13 protein-coding genes and 3 tRNA genes are annotated in these 19,722 nt (G+C 73.8%); 8 read left to right on the top strand and 8 right to left on the bottom strand.

Features of this window, described 5'->3' with window-relative positions; genetic code table 11:
- The first annotated feature begins 63 nt into the window (after positions 1-63).
- The 4 genes from UW392_RS20225 (at position 64) to UW392_RS20210 (ending at position 6,086) form a co-directional block, all read left to right on the top strand.
- Positions 64-1,350, top strand: coding sequence for a deoxyguanosinetriphosphate triphosphohydrolase (locus UW392_RS20225; protein WP_320776447.1), 1,287 nt, complete (start codon positions 64-66; stop codon positions 1,348-1,350).
- Positions 1,351-1,428: 78 nt separating this feature from the next.
- The gene (locus UW392_RS20220) at positions 1,429-2,694 is read left to right on the top strand and encodes an NAD(P)/FAD-dependent oxidoreductase (RefSeq protein ID WP_320776446.1); all 1,266 of its coding nucleotides are present in this window, start codon (positions 1,429-1,431) and stop codon (positions 2,692-2,694) included.
- A 29-nt stretch (positions 2,695-2,723) separates the two neighbouring features.
- Positions 2,724-4,646, top strand: coding sequence for a DNA primase (dnaG, locus tag UW392_RS20215; RefSeq protein WP_320776445.1), 1,923 nt, complete (start codon positions 2,724-2,726; stop codon positions 4,644-4,646).
- A 108-nt stretch (positions 4,647-4,754) separates the two neighbouring features.
- Positions 4,755-6,086, top strand: coding sequence for an RNA polymerase sigma factor (locus UW392_RS20210; protein WP_320776444.1), 1,332 nt, complete (start codon positions 4,755-4,757; stop codon positions 6,084-6,086).
- A gap of 39 nt (positions 6,087-6,125) precedes the next feature.
- On the opposite strand, the gene UW392_RS20205 is transcribed toward UW392_RS20210, so the two are convergent.
- The 4 genes from UW392_RS20205 to UW392_RS20190 all read right to left on the bottom strand — a co-directional run bounded on the left by UW392_RS20205 (position 6,126) and on the right by UW392_RS20190 (position 11,828).
- Positions 6,126-8,054: an ABC transporter ATP-binding protein gene (locus UW392_RS20205; protein ID WP_320776443.1), complete on the bottom strand. Its 1,929-nt coding sequence runs from the start codon at positions 8,052-8,054 to the stop codon at positions 6,126-6,128.
- Positions 8,054-9,787 (bottom strand): ABC transporter ATP-binding protein, encoded by a 1,734-nt coding sequence (locus UW392_RS20200; RefSeq protein ID WP_320776442.1) that lies wholly within the window; start codon positions 9,785-9,787, stop codon positions 8,054-8,056. The genes UW392_RS20205 and UW392_RS20200 overlap by 1 nt, the downstream gene beginning before the upstream one ends.
- A gap of 158 nt (positions 9,788-9,945) precedes the next feature.
- Entirely contained in the window at positions 9,946-11,400 is a 1,455-nt protein-coding gene (locus UW392_RS20195) for a xylulokinase (protein WP_320776441.1), read from the bottom strand.
- 122 nt (positions 11,401-11,522) lie between these two features.
- Complete coding sequence (locus UW392_RS20190) at positions 11,523-11,828, bottom strand: YtxH domain-containing protein (protein ID WP_320776440.1); 306 nt, start codon at positions 11,826-11,828, stop codon at positions 11,523-11,525.
- 148 nt (positions 11,829-11,976) lie between these two features.
- Between UW392_RS20190 and UW392_RS20185 the strand changes: the two genes are divergently transcribed.
- From UW392_RS20185 to UW392_RS20170, 4 genes are all read left to right on the top strand, one after another.
- Positions 11,977-12,049: transfer RNA gene (locus tag UW392_RS20185), tRNA-Asn, on the top strand.
- A gap of 5 nt (positions 12,050-12,054) precedes the next feature.
- Positions 12,055-12,127: transfer RNA gene (locus tag UW392_RS20180), tRNA-Asn, on the top strand.
- Between the two features lie 158 nt (positions 12,128-12,285).
- Positions 12,286-12,362: transfer RNA gene (locus UW392_RS20175), tRNA-Ile, on the top strand.
- Positions 12,363-12,468: 106 nt separating this feature from the next.
- Positions 12,469-12,684 (top strand): hypothetical protein, encoded by a 216-nt coding sequence (locus tag UW392_RS20170; protein ID WP_320776439.1) that lies wholly within the window; start codon positions 12,469-12,471, stop codon positions 12,682-12,684.
- A 41-nt stretch (positions 12,685-12,725) separates the two neighbouring features.
- On the opposite strand, the gene UW392_RS20165 is transcribed toward UW392_RS20170, so the two are convergent.
- The 4 genes from UW392_RS20165 to UW392_RS20150 all read right to left on the bottom strand — a co-directional run bounded on the left by UW392_RS20165 (position 12,726) and on the right by UW392_RS20150 (position 19,659).
- Positions 12,726-13,370 (bottom strand): ANTAR domain-containing protein, encoded by a 645-nt coding sequence (locus UW392_RS20165; protein WP_320776438.1) that lies wholly within the window; start codon positions 13,368-13,370, stop codon positions 12,726-12,728.
- 121 nt (positions 13,371-13,491) lie between these two features.
- Complete coding sequence (locus UW392_RS20160; RefSeq protein WP_320776437.1) at positions 13,492-14,988, bottom strand: GAF domain-containing sensor histidine kinase; 1,497 nt, start codon at positions 14,986-14,988, stop codon at positions 13,492-13,494.
- Positions 14,989-15,000: 12 nt separating this feature from the next.
- Positions 15,001-16,038 (bottom strand): rod shape-determining protein, encoded by a 1,038-nt coding sequence (locus UW392_RS20155; protein ID WP_320776436.1) that lies wholly within the window; start codon positions 16,036-16,038, stop codon positions 15,001-15,003.
- Positions 16,039-16,197: 159 nt separating this feature from the next.
- Positions 16,198-19,659, bottom strand: a complete 3,462-nt coding sequence (locus UW392_RS20150) for a BTAD domain-containing putative transcriptional regulator (protein WP_320776435.1) — start codon at positions 19,657-19,659, stop codon at positions 16,198-16,200.
- Between the last annotated feature and the right edge of the window lie 63 nt (positions 19,660-19,722).

The raw sequence follows: 19,722 nt of genomic DNA, 5'->3' as shown, positions 1-19,722 counted from the left end.
GCCAGTACGGCCCGGCAGTGCGCCCGCTCCGCGCTGTCGGACCCACCCCGTACTGTCACTGACATGGAAGGCACCGCACCCCCCGCCCCCTACGACCCCGCCTCGGCCGAACGCTGGGCCCCCGAACCCGACAAACGCCCCGGGCGTACCGCCTTCCAGCGTGACCGCGCCCGCGTCCTGCACTCGGGCGCGCTGCGCAGGCTCGCCGGGAAGACGCAGGTCGTCACGCCGGGGCAGCCCACGCAGGCGTGGGACCCCAGCCCCCGCACCCGGCTGACCCACTCCCTGGAGTGCGCCCAGGTCGGCCGCGAACTGGGCGCCGCCCTCGGCTGCGACCCCGACCTCGTCGAGGCCGCCTGCCTCTCCCACGACCTCGGCCACCCGCCCTTCGGGCACAACGGCGAACAGGCACTCAACGAGTTCGCCGCCCGCTGCGGCGGCTTCGAGGGCAACGCCCAGTCGCTCAGACTCCTCACCCGGATCGAACCGAAACGGTTCACCGAGGAGCGCTCCGTCGGCCTCAACCTCACCCGCGCCACCCTCGACGCCGCCACCAAGTACCCCTGGCCGCGCGGCGCCCACCCCACCGACCCGGCGTCCGGGAAGTTCGGCGTCTACGAGGACGACCGGCCCGTCTTCGACTGGGTCCGCCAGGACGCGCCCGGCACCCGCGTCTGCTTCGAGGCCCAGGTCATGGACTGGGCCGACGACGTCGCGTACTCCGTGCACGACCTGGAGGACGGCCTGCACGCCGGGCACGTCGACCCGGGCTGCCTGCTCGCCGAACCCGAACGGCAGGCGGTGTTCGTGACGGCCAGGAACCGGTACGCGCCGCCCGGCACCGACCCCGCCGAACTCGCCGCCGCCCTCGACCGGCTCCTCGCCCAGCGGTGGTGGCCGCACGGCTACGACGGCTCCGCGCTCGCCCAGGCCCGGCTGAAGGACGCCACCAGCCAGCTCATCGGCCGGTTCTGCCTGGCCGCCGAGCACGCCACCCGCGCCGCGTACGGCGACGGGCGGCTCACCCGGTACGCCGCCGAACTGGTCGTCCCGCTCGACGCCCGCCTGGAGTGCGCCGTCCTCAAGGCCGTCGCCGACCGCTACGTCATGCAGCGCGCCGAACAGGAACAGCTCCGCGCCGACCAGCGGATCGTCGTACTGGAGCTGGCGGAGGCGCTGACCCGCCGGGCGCCGGACGGACTCGACCCGCAGTTCCGTGCCCTGTTCGACCGGGCACCCGACGACCGCGCCCGCGAACGGGTGATCGTCGACCAGATCGCCTCCCTCACCGACGCCTCGGCCCGCACCCTTCACGCGCGCCTGACGGACCGGCACGGGAGACTGACCTGATCGGACCGTCCCCCTTCCCGCAGCAGGCTCCGTGCGGGACGCTCGCATGTGGCGGAACGCTGACGAGGAGGCAAACAAGTGGTCGACGCTGATCAGACATTCGTCATCGTCGGAGGAGGACTGGCCGGCGCCAAGGCGGCCGAGACCCTCCGCGCGGAGGGTTTCACCGGCCGGGTGATCCTCATCTGTGACGAACGCGACCACCCCTACGAACGGCCGCCCCTGTCCAAGAGCTACCTGCTCGGCAAGAAGGACCGCGACGGCGTCCTCGTCCACCCGCCCGCCTGGTACGCGAGCCACGACATCGAGCTGCACCTCGGCCAGACCGTCGTCACCGTCGACCGCGCCACCCGCACCGTGCGCTACGGCGACGACGGCACCCGCGTCCGCTACGACAAGCTGCTGCTCGCCACCGGCGCCGAACCCCGGCGCCTCGACGTCCCCGGCACCGGCCTCGCCGGCGTCCACCACCTGCGCCGCCTCGCCCACGCCGAGCGGTTCAAGGGCGTCCTCGCCGCCCTCGGCCGGGACAACGGCCACCTGGTGATCGCCGGCGCCGGCTGGATCGGCCTGGAGGTCGCGGCGGCGGCCCGCACGTACGGCGCCGAGGTCACCGTCGTCGAGCCCGCGCCGACCCCGCTGCACGGCGTCCTCGGCCCCGAGCTGGGCGCCGTCTTCGCCGAACTGCACCGGTCGCACGGCGTCCGCTTCCGCTTCGGCGTCAGCCTCACCGAGATCGTCGGCCAGGACGGCGTCGTCCTGGCCGCCCGCACCGACGACGGCGAGGAGCACCCCGCGCACGACGTCCTCGCCGCGATCGGCGCCGCGCCGCGCACCGCGCTCGCCGAGGCGGCCGGACTGGAGATCGCCGACCGCGCGCACGGCGGGGGCATCGTCGTGGACGAGCGGCTGCGCACCTCCGACCCCGACATCTTCGCCGCCGGTGACGCGGCGTCCTTCCCGCACCCCCTGTACGGCGGGCGGCTGCGGGTCGAGCACTGGTCCAACGCGCTGCACGGCGGGCCGGCCGCCGCCCGCGCCATGCTCGGCAAGGAGATCACCTACGACGACGTGCCGTACTTCTTCACCGACCAGTACGACCTGGGCATGGAGTACAGCGGATGGGCGCCGCCGGGCTCGTACGACCAGGTCGTGATCCGGGGGGACCTGGGGAAACGCGAGTTCATCGCCTTCTGGCTGAAGGACGGGCGGGTGCTGGCCGGGATGAACGTCAACGTGTGGGACGTCACAGCGGACATCCAGAAGCTGATCCGGGCGGGCGCCGCCGTGGACGGCGAGGCACTGGCGGACCCGCACGTTCCGCTCCAGAGCCTGGTCCCCTGAGTGTCACCACCGCCCCGTAGAATTCACGCGTGGCAGGACGGATCAATGACGAGGACGTGAAGGCGGTACGGGACGCGGTCCCGATCGACGCCGTCGTGTCCGAGTACCTCCAGCTACGCAACGCGGGCGGCGGCAACCTCAAGGGACTCTGCCCGTTCCACGACGAGAAGTCACCGTCCTTCCAGGTCAGCCCGAGCAAGGGGTTCTTCCACTGCTTCGGCTGCCAGGAGGGCGGCGACACCATCACGTTCGTGATGAAGATCGACCACCTCACCTTCTCGGAGGCGGTCGAGCGGCTGGCCGCCCAGGCCGGCATCACCCTGCGCTACGAGGAGGGCGGGTACAACCCGACCCACCAGCGCGGCGAACGCATCCGCCTGGTCGAGGCCCACAAGATCGCCGCCCAGTGGTACGCGGAGCAGCTCGCGACCGGCCCGGAGGCCGACACCGGGCGGCTCTTCCTCGCCGAGCGCGGCTTCGACCAGGACGCCGCCGTCCACTTCGGCGTCGGCTACAGCCCGCAGGGCTGGGACCACCTCACCCGCTACCTGCGCGGCAAGGGATTCAGCGACAAGGAACTGCTCCTGTCCGGACTGACCCAGGAGGGGCGGCGCGGGCCCATCGACCGGTTCCGGGGGCGGCTGATGTGGCCGATCCGCGACATCGGCGGCGAGGTCGTCGGCTTCGGCGCCCGCAAGCTCTACGAGACGGACAACGGCCCGAAGTACCTCAACACCCCCGAGACCCCGATCTACCGCAAGTCCCAGGTCCTCTACGGCATCGACCTGGCGAAGAAGGACATCGCCAAGTCCTCCCGCGCGGTCGTCGTGGAGGGCTACACCGACGTCATGGCCTGCCACCTCGCCGGGGTGACCACGGCCATCGCCACCTGCGGCACCGCCTTCGGCGGCGACCACATCAAGATCCTGCGCCGGCTGCTGATGGACAACGGCAGCGCCCGCGTCATCTTCACCTTCGACGGCGACGCGGCCGGGCAGAAGGCGGCCCTGCGTGCCTTCGAGGACGACCAGAAGTTCGCCGCCGAGACGTACATCGCCGTCGCGCCCGACGGCATGGACCCCTGCGACCTGCGCCTGGCCAAGGGCGACGAGGCCGTCGCCGACCTGGTCCAGCCCCGCACCCCGCTCTTCGAGTTCGCGCTGCGGCAGATCGTCGCCCGCTACGACCTGGACACGCCCGCCGGACGCGCCGCCGCCCTGGACGAGGCCGCGCCCGTCGTCGCCCGGATCAAGAACAGCGGCGCCCAGCACGAGGTCGCCGTGCAGCTCGCGGGCATGCTCGGCATCCTCGACACCCAGTTCGTCGTCAAGCGCGTCGCCCAGCTCGCCCGCTGGGCCCGCGAGCGGGGCGGCGACCGCCAGGAGCGCGGCGCCCCGCGCGGCGGGCGCCAGCAGTACGCCGCCGCCCCCGCGCCCGCCGGCCCGCGCGGCCCCGCGCTCAACCTCCGCAACCCCGTCTACGCCACCGAACGGGAACTGCTGAAGCTCGCCCTCCAACGCCCCGAGCTGGTCTCCCCGGCCTTCGACGCGTACGGCGCCGACGAGTTCACCGCCGCGCCGTACACGGCCGTACGGGAAGCGATCATGGAAGCGGGCGGTGCCGAGTCCGGCGTCGACGATCCGCACGGCTACCTCGTCCGGGTCCGCGAGGCCGCCCCCGACGACACGGTCCGCGCCATGGTCACCGAGCTGGCCGTGGAGGCGATCCTGGTGCACCGCGGCGTGAAGGACGTCGACGAGGTGTACGCGGGCGTCCAGCTGGTCGCCGTCCGCCGCCGCGCCGTCGAGCGCCGCATCCGCGACATCACCGGGCGGCTGACGCGCCTCGGCTCCCACGGCGACGCCGCCGAGCTGGCCGCCGTCCAGAACGAGCTGTGGGTCCTTCAGCAGTACGACCAGACCCTGCGCGAGCACGGCGCCGCCGCCCTCTGACCGGAACCCGACGGTTTCCCCTCGGGCCGACTGCCTACCCGTACGGTGAGATAACCGCGCGGTCACGGACCGGACGCAAAAAGTCACCGCACGCCCCTCGTGGCGGAGATGTGTCGTACCCCACACTGGTGCCGGTGCCAGTCCTCGGAGCGCGGCCGATCCGTCACCGACGGGTCCCAGAACCCCGCGGTTCCGACCATCGCGTACGGGACGGGAAGCGGCGAGGCCGCGGATTCCGCCCCCGAAGTACCGCTGCCGCACGGCCGGGCAGCGATCACCCTGGAGGTCGCACCCGTGCAGACCCAGACCCTCGCCCAGAACGAGAGCAGCACCGACAGCACCACAGGCAGCACCACAGGCAGCACCACCGACGGCACGGAGCCCGACGCCGCGACGGACGTGCTCGTCGCGATGCCCGGACAGAACCGCGCCGCGCACCACCCGGAGGAACCGCCCGCGGAGGCGCTGGAACAGGCCGCCGCCGAGCCCGAACCCGTCGAGCCGCCGCCCACGCGGACGGAGACGGGCGGGCCGTCCTCGGACCTGTTCCGCCAGTACCTGCGGGAGATCGGCCGCATCCCCCTGCTGACCGCCGCCGAGGAGGTCGAACTCGCCCGCCGCGTCGAGGCCGGCCTGTTCGCCGAGGAGAAGCTGTCCACCGCCACCGACCTGGACACCCGGCTCGCCCACGACCTCGACCGGCTCGTCGTCATGGGCCGCATGGCCAAGCGCCGCCTCATCGAGGCCAACCTGCGGCTCGTCGTCTCCGTCGCGAAGCGGTACGTCGGCCGCGGCCTGACCATGCTCGACCTCGTCCAGGAGGGCAACCTCGGCCTGATCCGGGCCGTGGAGAAGTTCGACTACGCCCGCGGCTACAAGTTCTCCACGTACGCCACCTGGTGGATACGCCAGGCCATGTCCCGGGCCCTCGCCGACCAGGCCCGCACCATCCGGGTCCCCGTGCACGTCGTGGAGCTGATCAACCGGGTCGTCCGCGTCCAGCGCCGCATGCTCCAGGAGCGCGGCTACGAGCCGAGCCCGGAAGAGGTCGCCGCCCACCTCGACCTGCTCCCCGAGCGGGTCAGCGAGGTGCTCAGGCTCGCCCAGGAGCCCGTCTCGCTGCACGCCCCGGTGGGGGAGGAGGACGACGTCGCCCTCGGCGACCTGATCGAGGACGGCGACGCGACCAGCCCCGTGGAGTCGGCGGCGTTCCTGCTGCTGCGCGAACACCTGGAGGCGGTGCTCTCCACCCTCGGCGAACGCGAACGCAAGGTCGTCCAGCTCCGCTACGGCCTGGTCGACGGCCGCCCCCGCACCCTGGAGGAGATCGGCCGCATCTTCGGCGTCACCCGGGAGCGGATACGGCAGATCGAGTCCAAGACCCTCAACAAACTCCGCGACCACGCCTTCGCGGACCAGCTGAGGGGCTACCTGGACTAGCCGGCTGCCCGGACCGGCCCCCCCCGGCCGGCGGGGCCGCTAGTCGACCTCCGCCACCGCCTCCGCGAACTGCGCCTTGTACAGCCGCGCGTAGGCCCCGCCCGCCGCCAGCAGCTCCTCGTGGGCGCCCTGCTCGACGATCGCCCCGTTCTCCATGACGAGGATGGTGTCCGCGTCGCGGATCGTGGAGAGCCGGTGGGCGATGACGAACGACGTCCGGCCGTGGGCGAGCTTGGCCATCGCCTTCTGGATCAGCACCTCGGTACGGGTGTCGACCGACGACGTCGCCTCGTCCAGGACCAGGATCACCGGGTCGGACAGGAACGCGCGGGCGATGGTGACGAGCTGCTTCTCACCGGCGCTCACGCCCGTGCCCTCGTCGTCGAGGACGGTGTCGTAGCCGTCGGGCAGCGTGCGCACGAACCGGTCGGCGTGCGCCGCCCGCGCCGCCTCCTCGATCTCGCCCCGCGACACCTCGCGGGCGGCGCCGTACGCGATGTTCTCCGCGATGGTCCCGCCGAACAGCCAGGTGTCCTGGAGCACCATGCCGATCCCGGCGCGCAGGTCGCCCCGGGACATCCGCGCGATGTCGACGCCGTCCAGGGTGATCCGCCCGCCGGACACCTCGTAGAACCGCATGAGGAGGTTGACCAGGGTCGTCTTGCCGGCGCCCGTCGGGCCGACGATCGCGACCGTGTGGCCCGGCTCCACCGCCAGCGACAGATCCTCGATCAGCGGCTTCTCAGGGTCGTACCGGAACGACACGTGCTCCAGCGCCACCCGCCCGCGCAGCGCGGCCGGCTTCTCGGCCCGCTCCGGGTCGGGCGACTGCTCCTGAGCGTCCAGCAGCTCGAAGACCCGCTCGGCGGAGGCCACGCCCGACTGGACGAGGTTCGCCATCGACGCGACCTGCGTCAGCGGCATCGAGAACTGCCGCGAGTACTGGATGAACGCCTGCACGTCGCCGATGGAGAGCGAGCCCGACGCGACCCGCAGCCCGCCGACCACCGCGACCAGCACGTAGTTCAGGTTCGACACGAACATCATCAGCGGCTGCATCACGCCGCTGTTGAACTGCGCCTTGAACCCGGCCTCGTACAGCGCCTCGTTCTGCTCGGCGAACCGCGCCGCCGACTCCTCCTGCCGCCCGAAGACCTTCACCAGGGTGTGACCGGTGTACATCTCCTCGATGTGCGCGTTCAGGGAGCCCGTGGAGCGCCACTGCTGCACGAAGTGCGGCTGTGACCGCTTGCCGACCCGGGTGGCCACCACGAACGACAGCGGCACCGTCACCAGCGCGACCAGCGCCAGGATCCAGGAGACCCAGAACATCACCGCGAGCACGCCGACGATGGTCAGCAGCGAGTTCAGCAGCTGGCCCATCGACTGCTGGAGGGTCTGCCCGATGTTGTCGATGTCGTTGGTCGCCCGGGACAGCACCTCACCGCGCTGCCGCTTGTCGAAGTAGGACAGCGGCAGCCGCGACAGCTTCGTCTGCACGTCCTCGCGCAGCCGGAACATGGTGCGGTTCACCGCCCGGTTCACCAGCCGCGTCGCCACCGCCATCAGCAGCCCCGCGACCAGGAACGTGCCCAGCGCCAGCAGCAGCACGTTGCCGACCGCCGTGAAGTCGATGCCCTCGCCCGGGGTGAAGTCGGTGGAGCGCAGCATGTCGGCGGCGCCCCCCTCCCCGCGCTCCCGCATCGAGGCGAGCACTTCCTCCTTGCTCGCGCCCGCCGGGAACCGCCGCCCGACGATGCCCGCGAAGACCAGGTCGGTGGCGTTGCCGAGGATCTTCGGCCCGATCACGTTGAGGCCGACGCTCACCACCAGGCAGAGCAGCAGCAGCCCGATCGTCGCCCGTTCCGGCCGGAACCGCGTCACCAGCCGCTTGCCCGAGCTCTTGAAGTCCATCGACCGCGTGTCCGGGCCGCCCCCGGCCATCATCCGCCCCGCCGGCCCCGCCATCAGGCAGCCTCCGCTTCCGTCAGCTGGGAGAGCACGATCTCCCGGTAGGTGTCGTTGTCCGCCATCAGCTCGTGGTGCCGGCCGGTGCCGACCACCCGGCCCTCGTCCAGGACGACGATCCGGTCGGCGTCCCGGATCGTCGACACGCGCTGCGCGACGATCACGACGGTCGCCTCGGCGGTCTCCCGGGCGAGCGCCGCGCGCAGGGCGGCGTCCGTGGCGTAGTCCAGGGCGGAGAAGGAGTCGTCGAAGAGGTAGATCTCCGGGCGCTGCACCAGCGTCCGCGCGATCGCGAGCCGCTGCCGCTGCCCGCCGGAGACGTTGGTGCCGCCCTGCGCGATCGGCGCGTCCAGACCGCCTTCGAGCCGCTCCACGAACTCCTTGGCCTGCGCCACCTCCAGCGCGTGCCACAGCTCCTCGTCGCTCGCGTCCGGATGGCCGTAGCGCAGATTGGTCGCGACCGTCCCCGCGAAGAGGTACGGCTTCTGCGGCACCAGTCCGACGGTCCGGGCCAGCACCTTCGCGTCCAGGGTCCGTACGTCCGTCCCGTCCACCAGCACCTCGCCGTCGGTGACGTCGAACAGCCGGGGCACCAGCCCCAGCAGCGTCGTCTTGCCGCTGCCGGTCGAGCCGATGACAGCGGTCGTCTCACCCGGCCGGGCCGCCACGTCGATGTCCTTGAGCACCGGCTCCTCGGCACCCGGGTAGCGGAAGCCCGCGCCCCGGATCTCCAGCCGGCCGTGGAGGCGCAACTCGGTCACCGGCGCCTTCGGCGGCACCACGCTGCTCTCGGTGTCCAGGACCTCCTCGATGCGCTCGGCGCACACCTCCGCGCGCGGCACCATCATGAACATGAAGGTGGCCATCATCACGGACATGACGATCTGCATCAGATAGGCGAGGAACGCCGTCAGGTCGCCGATCTGCATCCCGCCGCTGTCGATGCGGTGCGCGCCGAACCACACCACCGCGATCGACGACAGGTTCACCGTGGTCATGACCACCGGGAACATCAGCGCCAGCAGATTGCCCGTGCCCAGCGCCACCTCGGTCAGGTCCGCGTTGGCCTTGCGGAACCGCCGCTCCTCGTACGGGTCGCGGAGGAACGCGCGGATCACGCGGTTGCCGGTGATCTGCTCGCGCAGCACCCGGTTCACGGTGTCCAGGCGGACCTGCATCGACCGGAACAGCGGCCGCAGCCGCCGCACGATCAGCGTCACGCAGAGAACCAGCACGGGCACCACCGCCACCAGCACCCCGGACAGCGGCACGTCCAGACCGAGCGCCAGCACCACCCCGCCCACGCACATGATGGGCGCCGACACCATCAGCGTGAACGTCATCAGGACCAGCATCTGGACCTGCTGCACGTCGTTGGTGGTCCGGGTGATCAGCGACGGCGCGCCGAAGCGGGCGAACTCACGGGCCGAGAAGGACTGCACCCGGTCGAAGACGGCACCGCGCACGTCCCGGCCGAGCGCCGCCGCGGTCCGGGCGCCGTAGAAGACGGCCCCGATGTTGCACACGACCTGCGCCAGCGAGATTCCGATCATCAGGGCGCCGTGCCGCAGGATGTAACCGGTGTCGCCGCTGACGACACCGTCGTCGATGATGTCGGCGTTCAGGGTCGGCAGGTAGAGGGTGGCGCAGGTCTGCAGCAATTGCAGCGCCACCAGCAGGGCGATGGGTTTCTTGTAGGGCCTGAGGTAGGTCCGCAACAGTCGTATGAGCACGCTGGGTCTCTCGGGGTCGGCGGGCGGGGCGGGCGGTCGCCCCTGGCCCCTATCGTCGGACACTCCACCCGCGTTACCTCAACCGATTAACCCAACAGAGCGCACTCATGAGCCACCCATGGGCGACCCTTGACCGTCGGCGGCCGCCCCCTGCCCGCTCACGGCCGGAACGCGCCCGGATGTGTCTGCTCACGGACCGACACGAACTGCTGCCGCACCGCCTGACCCACCGCCAGCTCCTCGCCCGGCTCCAGCACCTGCGCCACCGCCCCCTGCCACGGCGGCGGAGTCCGCGCGTCCAGCGTCCCGCGCGAGGCGCCGAGCGCCCAGGCGGCCTGCCGGGCCGCGCCGATCGCCCCGTAGTCCGCGGGCTGCGGTACGACGACCTGGGTCCCGAACAGCGCGGGCGCCGCCGCCTGCACCGCGGGCAGCTCGGCCGCCGCACCCAGCAGGAAGACCCGCCGTACGTCCACGCCCCGGCCGCGCAGCACGTCCAGGGCGTCGGCCAGCCCGCACAGCATCCCCTCGAACGCGGCCCGCGCCAGGTGCTCCGGCTTCATCGCCTCCCGCCGCAGCCCCGCGAGGGTCCCGGCGGTGTGCGGCAGGTGCGGCGTGCGCTCGCCCTCCAGATAGGGCAGCAGCACCAGGCCGTGCGCCCCCGGGGTGGACTTCATCGCCAGGTCGGACAGGCCCTCCAGATCGGGCACCCCGAGCAGCTCGGCGGTGCCGCGCAGGGTCCGTACGGCGTTCAGGGTGGTGACCACCGGCAGGTGCATGCCGGTCGCGTCGGCCAGCGAGGTGATCATCCCGGACTGGTCGACGAGCGGCTCGGAGTGCACGGCCATCACCGACCCGGACGCGCCGAGCGAGACCACCGCGTCACCGAGCCCGATCCCGAGCCCGAAGGCCGCGGCCATCGTCTCGCCGGTCCCGGCGGAGATCAGCAGCCCCTCCGGAGTGGTCCCCGCCGCGTCGGCCGGACCGATCACCTCCGGCAGCATCGCCTGATGCCCGAGGGCCAGCTCCACCAGGTCGGGCCGGTAGCCGCCGCTCGCGGCGGACCAGTACCCCGTCCCCGACGCGCCGCCCCGGTCCGTCGTCCGCCGGATCGGCCGCCCGAGCAGCTGCCACACCAGCCAGTCGTGGGCCTGGAGCAGTACGGCGGTCCGGGCGGCGGCCTCGGGTTCGGTCCGCGCCAGCCAGCGCAGCTTGGTCACCGCGTGCGCGGCCTGCGGCACACAGCCCACGGCGTGCGCCCACGCCTCGCGCCCGCCGAGCGCGTCGACCAGGTCGGCCGCGGCGACCTGCGCGCGCCGGTCACCGCCGACCAGGGCGGGACGGACCGTGTTGCCCTGCGAGTCCAGCGGTACGACCGCGTTGGCCTGCGCGGAGACGCCGATGGCCTGCACGCCCTCCAGCAGGCCCCCGCCGGCCGCCTCCCCGAGGGACAGCAGCCACGCCTGGGGGTCGACGTCACTGGGCCGGCCCTGACCGTCGGCGCTCTCCAGCGGGTGCGGCGCGTAGCCCTGCCGCAGCACGGAGCCCGTGTCCGAGTCGCAGACGACGATACGAGTGAAATCGGGCGAACTGTCCAGCCCGGCGACTATCCCCATGACCGAAATTCTGCCGCATCACCGCGCCGGCTCGGGCAGGTGGTGTGCCGGGCGCGGGTCCGTCGTGGTCGCTCGCGCCGTTCCCCGTGCCCCTTCGGGGGGGCGCGGGGAACGGCGCATCTTCACGTGGCGCTGGTTCCCCAGTCGTCGCCGGTGGAACCCGCACCGGACCGTCCCCGCAGGGACTGGACCCGCTGCGTGACGGAGTCGGGCATGCGGTCGCCGACCTTCGCGCTCACCGCGTGGTACGCCTTGTCCGCGAAGTGACGGCCCTGCTGGGCCGCCGACTCCGCCGTGTTGCGGACCGCGGGGTTCTGCGCGACCTGCCGGGCGGACTTCCGCAACTGCTCGTAGCGCTCCCGCCCTGCCTTCGTGCCCAGTACGTATCCCACGGCGAGTCCGACGACGAACGTGAGCCGGTAACGCATGGCGGCCATCCTTCCCTTGCCTCGTGTCTGCGGCGCCGAGGAGTACCGATTGGCGGAGCACCCCCCTGCTTGCGCTAATGTATGTGTCGCAGCGAGCAAGCGCCCCCTGGCGGATACCCAGGGAGTCACGTTCGATGCGACGAGGCATTCCTCGGTAGCTCAATTGGCAGAGCAGCCGGCTGTTAACCGGCAGGTTACTGGTTCGAGTCCAGTCCGGGGAGCTCGGTCCTCCGTAGCTCAATTGGCAGAGCAGCCGGCTGTTAACCGGCAGGTTACTGGTTCGAGTCCAGTCGGGGGAGCATGGTGAACGAGGACCCTTCGGGGTCCTTTTTCATGTCCGTCACTTGGCCGCCCCGTGGTGCGCCACGTGAGGAAGCCGACCATCCGAAGCAGGAGATCGTATGAGCGGCTATGCTGCGGCAGACGGCGCGCACACGTGTACGCGACACGCCGCTATGGGGCGGTAGCTCAGCCGGTTAGAGCAGCGGACTCATAATCCGCCGGCCGTGGGTTCGAGTCCCACCCGCCCCACCACAGCGCTTCGGCGCAGGAACGTTTTCACCTGGGCGTCCGCCTGAAACCTGCCGTGTCACCCGCTTGCCGGACTTTCCCGGGGGCGCGTCCGCTCGTTCAGCACGGCATGATCAGAAAACTCGCCTGCGTCTCCGTTCTCGCCGTCGCCCTGCTGTCGGCCGCCCCCGCCGCCCAGGCCGCGCACACCGTCCCCGGGCCGTCCGGCGGTGTCCCCGCCGCGCCGCTGCTCGAAGGGCTGCTGGGCGCGCTGGAGGTCGGCAACCCCGCCACCTCCCCGCGCTCCCTCGTCCCCGCCGGGGTCCTCGGCACCGCCGCTGTCTGACCGCGCGCACGCGGCCGGGAGCGTGGTCCGGCTCCCGGCCGTCAGTGGCCGTGGCGGAACAGGGCCGTCCGCAGCGCCGCGCGGACCTCCGGCGGCGGGGGCGGACCCTCGTCGCCGGCACTGGCCGTGACCCACTCGGCGACCGAGCGGAGCTTGGTGTTCGACAGCTGGGACGCCTCCCGCAGAATGTGCCACGCCTGGTCCGGCGTACAGGAGTGGACGGCCATCAGCACGCCCCGGGCCTGGTCTATCACCGGCCGGGAGGCGATCGCCCGCCGCAACTGCTCCACCTCCTCCAGCAGCACCCGCACCCGCTCCGCGCCGTCCCCCGGGCGGTCCGGGACGCGCAGCGGATCGTCGGTGGGCAGGCCGCTCAGCTCCAGGGTCCGGCGCGGCTGGCCGTGCCAGTGCGCCGTCGTCACCCGTACCCGCCGCCGGTGCCCGTGGCCGTCGAGGAGGTCGAGGAAGCGCAGCCCGGTGCCGTCCATGAACGTCACGTGCGTCATGTCCACATGGATGTGGGTGATCCCGTCCGGCAGCCCGGCGAGGGCCTCGGCCAGCGCCTCCACACACCCCTGGACCAGGTCGCCGCGCGGGACGAGCAGGGCCCGCTCCGCCTCCACCCGGCACTCGACGGCCGGGCGCGCCGTCCGGCGGGTCGGGCCGGATGCCGCCGCTGAGGTCATGTCACCGCCCCGTCGGTCCGCGTCCTGGCTTCGTCCGTCCTCGTGGTCGCCGCCGGGCCGGAGGCGACGCTGTTGCGCCTGCCCGCACCGCGCACACGTACACGTCCGGGGCCTCAGGTGCCTACAGCGGCGCACGCCACGTGAACGGCGGCTCCCCGGACCCCGCGTCGTCGGACACCGTCAGCACGACCGCCGCCCGGCCGTCCGGTCCGGTCGCCGTCGCGTCCACGGAGATCCGTACGCGGGACACGCCCGGACGGTCCAGTGCCGCGGTGAGGGCGGCGCGCAGCGCGGAGACCAGCCGGTCGGCGGCCTCGTCCGGTACGCGGTGGTCGACGGCGCCCGTGAAGTGCGTGGACGGCGGGGAGCCGAGCCGCGCGGCGACGACCGCGGCCTCGCGCAGCACCCGGCCGCGCAGCCCCGTCGGCGGCCCGGCGGGCGGCTGGCGCAGCGCGACGATCGCGGTGCGGACCTCCCGCACCGTGGAACGGAGTTCGTCCACCGCCCCGTCCAGGAGGGAGCCGACATCGTCCGCGTCGGGGCGGCGCCGGGTGGCCTCCAGCGTCATCCCGGTGGCGAAGAGCCGCTGCACCACCAGGTCGTGCAGGTCCCGGGCGATCCGGTCGCGGTCCTCGTAGACCGCGAGGCGCGCCCGGCCGCGGTGCACGTCGGCGAGGACCAGCGCGAGCGCGGCCTGCGAGGCGAACTGCGTCGCGAGCTGCCGCTCCACGGCGGTGTACGGGCGTTCCCCGCGCCGGCGCGGCAGGGCCAGCGTGCCGATCAGCCGGCCCTCCGCCTGCAGCGGCAGCATCATGCTGGGCCCGAACCGGTGCCGCACCCGGGTCGTCATCCTCGGGTCGGTCGCCGAGTCCTCCAGGAACACCGGTTCGCCGCCGAGGAGTTGCACCAGGACCGGGCTGCCGGGCTCGATGACGGTGCCGACGACGCCCGCCGGGTCGTCGGGGGTGGAGACGGTCACGATCTCCATGCCGCCCGCCGCGGTCGGCTGGAGGATCACCCCCGCGCCGGCGTCGGCGAGCCGCCGGGCCCGTTCGGCGACCGTCGTCAGGGCGTCGTCGGCGCCCTCCCCGGCGAGCAGTGCGGTGGTGACGGCCGCCGCGCCCTCGATCCAGCGCTCGCGCTGCCGGGCCGTCTCGCGCAGCCGGGCGTGGCCGAGCGCGATACCGGCCTGGACGGCCAGGAGCCGCGCCGTCCGCTCGTCGTCCGGGGTGAACGGCGCGCCGTGCGCCCGGGTCAGCAGCAGCTCACCGCAGTCCTCGTGACCGGCACGGACCGGAACCCGCAGCCGGCGCCCTGCCGCCGCGCCGGGCCTGTCAGCGGTCCCGTCACCGGGCCGCTCCCGGCCTCCGGCCTGTGTGCCGCCTCCGGTCCGGGGGCCGCTCGTGGTCCGGGGGCCGTTCGCGGCATTCGGCAGGTGGTCCGGGGTGTCCGGTGGCGGGTGCAGGGACGCCGACGTCGCGCCGGTCAGGGCGGCGGCGGTGGTGACCAGGCGGCGCAGGGCGGTGGGCGGGTCGGGGGCGGTGCCGACGGCGAGGACCGCGTCGAGAAGAGGAAGAGGAAGAGGGAGAGGGAGAGGGAGGGACGGCGGGCCTGTCATGGGGGGCGGTGGTCAGCCCGCGGTCGGGTGCAGCGCCAGCGGCTCGACCTTGCCCTCCAGCATGGTGCCGAGGCCCTGTACGGCACACAGCTCCGGGCGTTCGGCGATGTGCACCGGCATGCCGGTCGCCTGACGCAGCATCTGGTCGAAGCCGGGCAGCAGCGCACTGCCGCCGACCATCATGATGCCCCGGTCGGCGAGGTCGGCGACCAGGTCGGGCGGGCAGTCCCGCAGCACCCGGCCGATGCCGTCCAGGACCGCCGTCAGCGGCGTCTGGATCGCGTGGCGCACGGCGGCGGTGTCGACCTGCACGCTGCGGGCGAGGCCGGTCGCCACGTCCCGGCCGTGGATCTCGGTGGACGCCGGGCCCTGCGAGGTCAGCCCCGTACCCGACAGGGCGAGCTGCAACGGCCGTACGGACTGGCTGGGCAGCACCAGTTCGTGCTGGTGACGCAGGTGCTGGACGATCGCCGCGTCCACCGCCTCGCCGCCCACCGGGATGCGCGCGGCCGTCACGATCGAACCGAGCGACAACACCGCGACCTGCGTGGCGTGCGCCCCGCACACCATGATCATGGTGGCCTCGGGCTGCTCCACCGGCAGTCCGCAGCCGACGGCCGCGGCGATGAGCGTGTCGACGAGTTCGACCCGGCGCGCGCCCAGCCCGACCAGCGTCTCGATGGCGGCGCGCTGGGCGAGCGGGTCGGCCTCGTGCGGGGTGCAGACCGCGGCCCGCAGCCGCGGCTTGCGGCGCAGCGCCCGGCGGATCTTGTCGCCGAGGAGGTGGCGCAGCATCCGCTGGGCCATCTCGATGTCGACGACGGTGCCGCCCGAGACGGGCCGCACGACGCGGATGTAGTCCGGGGTGCGGCCGGTCATCTTCTCCGCGAGTTCCCCGACGGCGATGAGCGCGCCGCTGCGCGTGTTGACGGCGGCGGCCGACGGCTGGTCGACGACGAGCCCGGCGCCCTTGACGTACACGCGGGTCCGCGCCGCGCCGAGGTCGACGGCGAAGTGGCAGCGCCGCAGCTGCTCCAGAGTGGCGGTCATGGCGGATCCTCCCGAGAGCGCAGACCGTGCGGACCGGCGGAGGGCCGGCCTCCCTGGCATCGTGCGGGCCGGTCCCGGCCGGCGCCCGCCGGAGGGGGCCGGGCGGGGTGCCGCCGAACGGGCGGTCCCGTACCCGGGTGCCGTCCCCGGGTGCCGTGCTCAGCGGGTCAGGGCTGCGTCCAGTACGGCGCTCAGGTCCGGTACGAGAACGGCGTCGGGGTCCGCCGCGCGCAGCCCGTGCCGGACGCGTTCCGTGGGCCAGTGGCCGATGAAGGGCAGGCCCACGGAGCGCGCGGCGGCCTGCTCGGCGACGGACGACCCGACGAGCACGCACTCGCCGGGCGCGGCGCCGAGTTCCTCCAGGGCGCGGCGCAGGACGTCGGGGTCGGGCATCAGCCCGGTGAGGTCTTCGCCCCGGCCGTGGACGCCGCCGGGCACGCAGACCAGCAGCTCGCGGCGGCGCAGATAGCCGGTGACCGGGGCGGGCGCCCGGTCGGTCACCACGGCGAGCGGCACCTCCCGGGTGTGCAGGGCCCGGATCAGCCGGTGGGCGAGCGGGGTGGGCCGTGCCGTGCGCGCCGCCCGCTCCTCGTGCCGGGCGAGCCGCAGGCGGACCTCGCGGTCAAGCCGGTGCCCCGCTAGCGAGCGGACGAGGTCCAGGGTCCCGGCGTAGGTCTCCGACGTCTCTCGCTCCACCCGGGGGAGCGGGTTCCGCCCGGACAGCGCGTCCTCGGGGTCGCGCTCCTCCGCCAGCAGCCGCATGACGTCCAGGAGCACCTCCCGTTCCGCCCCCGGCCGGTACAGCCGCGCCACCACGTCGTCGAAGCCGAGCAGCACGCAGCGGGCGCCGCCGATCAGGGACTCCGGGGTGGGCGCGGCGCCGGGACCGGTCCGGGCGGCGAGGGGCGGCGGGACCGTCCACTCGACGGCGTAGCCGGGTACCCGCCACCCGGTGAGGACGTTGCCCAGGTGGCGTCCCGCGGTGCGGCGGGCCCGGTTCAGGGCGTGCGAGAGGAACGCCCGCGGGTCGGGGTCGGCGACGGCCGCCACGGGGTCCTCGACCCGCCACGTCGCCTCGACACCGGCGGCCGCGTCGACGACGAGGTGCCGCGCTCTCAGGTCGACCTCGCAGTACCGCCACGTCGCCCGTTCGGCGGCGGGCGCGGCGCGGACCCGGTCGGCGTCCGGCGGCAGCGCGGTGTCCCCGGGCAGCAGGACGACGACCGCCTCGGAGGAGTGCGGGGGCGGCGGGACCCAGCCCGCGGACGGCATCAGGAAGGGACCCCGTACGGGTCCGGCGGCGGGCGGCCGGGCGGTGCCCGGCACCAGGTGGTACCAGCCCGTCTCGTCGCGGAGTTCGTCGAACGCCTCCGGGGAGAAGGGCGCCCCGTCGTCGAACGTGTCGTCGAACACGCCGACGACCTGCTCGAAGTAGAACGTGTCGGAGACGGCGACGACCGCCTGGGCGCGGGCGGCGTCCAGGGCCGCCCGTACGGACTCGGGGCGGGCCCGCTCCACCTGCTCCTCGCGTCCGTCCGGCCGGAACCACACCTCCCAGAACTCCGCCCGCAGCCGCAGCCCGCCCACGTGCGCGAGCCGGCCGGGCAGGCCGTCCACGGTCGCCCGGAGCAGCCCGGCGACCGGGGCGCCCGGCTCCAGGACGACGAGGACGGCGCCGGGCTCGGTCCGCAGCCGGTACGTGCCGTCGGCGAGGCCGCCGGCCGCGAGGAGTTCGGCCGCCAGCCGGCCGAGCGCCGCGTCCGCCTCCTCGCCGCGCGGGCCGTCGACGAGGTCGTAGCGGACGCAGTGGTGGAGGCCCCTGTCGTCCTCCCCGTCCTCCCCGTCCTCCTCGGGGGGCCACCAGCCCTCCTCCGGGCCGTCGTCCTCGTCCGGCTCCGGCGGCGGTTCCGCCTCGGCCAGTCCCTCCAACTCGTCCACGGTGAACAGGGAGTCCTCGGCCGTGTCCCCGTCCGTCTCCCCGTCCGTCTCTCCGTCCGTCTCGTCGGACTCCTCCCGGAACTCCTCCATGAGCCGTGGCGTCCACTGCTCGTCCTCCGTCGGGAACGGTCCCTCGGGCAGTTCGTCCGGGGCGGCCACGGTGGTGTCCGGGGAGCCGTCCGACGGAAGGCCGCGCGGGAGCCCGCGGTACGCGCGGGGGTCGTCCGGCCCGTCCGCCGGGTCGGCGTGCTCCTCCCGCAGCTCCCGGCCGAGCGCCAGCAGGTCGGGGTCGGTGCCGCCGGACAGTTCGTAGTCCTCGAAGGCGTCGAGCGCCTCGTCGAGGCGGCCCAGGCGGCGCAGCGCCGTCAGACGGAGACGCAGGAAGGTGTCGTGGAACCCGTGGGTGTGCAGCAGGCCGGCGAGGTCGCCGGCGGCCCGTTCGGCGTCGCCGAGCGCCAGGTCGAGCCCGGCGAGGCGGGCGTGCAGGGCGAGCCGGAGCCGGGAGAGCCGGGTGCGGGCGGTGCGGGCCGCCGGGCCCGGCACGTCGCCGAGCGGGTCACCGTCGCCCCAGAGGCCCAGCGCCTCGGCGACGAGCCCGCGCGCCTCGGCGTCCGTACCGGCCGCGTCGGCCCGCCGGACCAGTTCCTCGCAGTGCAGTACGTCCACGAAGTCGGCGCTGGTGTGCAGCGCGTAGCCGTGCGAGGGGGTGGCCAGTACGCCGGGACCGAGCGCCTCGGCCAGCGCCCCCGCCGCCCGGCGCAGCGCGGCCCGGGGGTCGCGCGGTTCGTCGCCCGGGTCCCACAGGCCCCACCGCAGCTCGTCGTGGGTGACGATGCGGCCGTGCTTGAGCAGCAGCAGGGCGAGGAACGCGCGGACGTCCGGCGCCGGTTCCGGGGTGCCGAGCGGCGTGTCGACGCGGAGCGGGCCGAGGGCGCGGTAGGACCGCCGGTCGTACGCCTCGCGCGCGGTCCGCAGCAGATCCGGGTCCGTGAGGAGGTCCCGGCCCCGGGTCTGGGCCGGGGGAGAGGGGGACATCAGCAGGTCCAGCGCGTACGCGAACGGCTCGCGCAGCGGGCCCGGCAGGTGCCCGAGCCGCCGGGCGTCGACCGGCGTGGTCGGCTGAGGGCGGCCCGACGTCAGCAGGAACAGCAGTTCGGCGAGGGCGTGCAGGTCCTTCACACGGCTTCCCGGGCGGCCGCCCCGGCCCGGCGCGAAGAGGCTGAGCCGGACCGTGCCGTCCGGCAGCAGCACGACCCGGGTGAGGTCCAGCGCCCCGTGCGCGGCGCCCGCCTCGTGCACGGCGGTCAGCGCTCGGGCGAGCTGGGCGGCGATGCTCACGGTCAGCGGTGCGGGCAGGCGGTGGCCGTACGGCCGGGTGAGGGTGTTCAGGGCGATGCCGTCGAGGTGCTCCATGACGACGTAGGGCCGGTCGCCGTGGACCCCGGCGTCGAGGACGGCGACGACGCCCGGGTGGTCGACGCGGAGCAGGTGCCGGGCGTCCCGGAGGAACTCCTCGTGGCGTGCGGGGTCGTCGGTCCGGTCGTGCAGCCGGACCGACACGGTACGGCCGGTGACGGTGTCCTCGGCCAGCCAGAGCCGCCCGTTGGGATTGAGCCGCCGGAGAAGCCGGTACCGGTCGCGGTCGCCGAGGGACTCCGTCCCCGGGGGCGGCGAGGGGGACATGGGCGAGGGCGACACGGATGAGGGCGACGGGCCGTCGGCCGGGGTCGGGGTCGGGGTCGGGGC

Source organism: Streptomyces sp. CRN 30, from assembly GCF_034105845.1.
Note: the sequence above shows the minus strand (reverse complement) of the source record. Positions and strands in the feature narration are given on the sequence as shown.